1 protein-coding gene is annotated in these 363 nt (G+C 28.1%); it reads right to left on the bottom strand.

What is annotated here, in order from left to right:
• A partial coding sequence (locus KGF42_RS19330; protein WP_227826924.1) for a transposase occupies nt 1-363 on the bottom strand: 363 nt, incomplete at both ends.

The following is a 363-nucleotide window of genomic DNA, read 5'->3' as shown; positions in this document are numbered from 1 at the left end:
ACTTCCTCGTTTTTGTATCCACATTTATTGCATATTTGTGAACTTGCAAAAAATTTACCTACCTTTACAATTTGTCTACCATACCAATTAGCCTTGTATTCTAATTGACGAATAAACTCTGACCATGATACATCAGAAATTAAGCGAGATAGTTTACGATTTCTAATCATATTCTTTACTTGTAAATCTTCTATGCAAATAATATCGTTCTCTTTTATTAATTTAGTAGATAATTTTTGTAGAAAATCCTTTCTTTGATTAGCTATATGTTCTTGAAGTCTTGCAACTTTTAACCTTGCTTTATTTCTATTTAAACTACCGATTGTTTTTCTCGATAATTCTCTTTGTAATTTAGCAAGTTTG

This window comes from Clostridioides sp. ZZV15-6383, from assembly GCF_020657735.1.
Lineage (GTDB): Bacteria > Bacillota > Clostridia > Peptostreptococcales > Peptostreptococcaceae > Clostridioides > Clostridioides difficile_D.
This window is presented reverse-complemented; position numbering and strand designations above follow the sequence as displayed.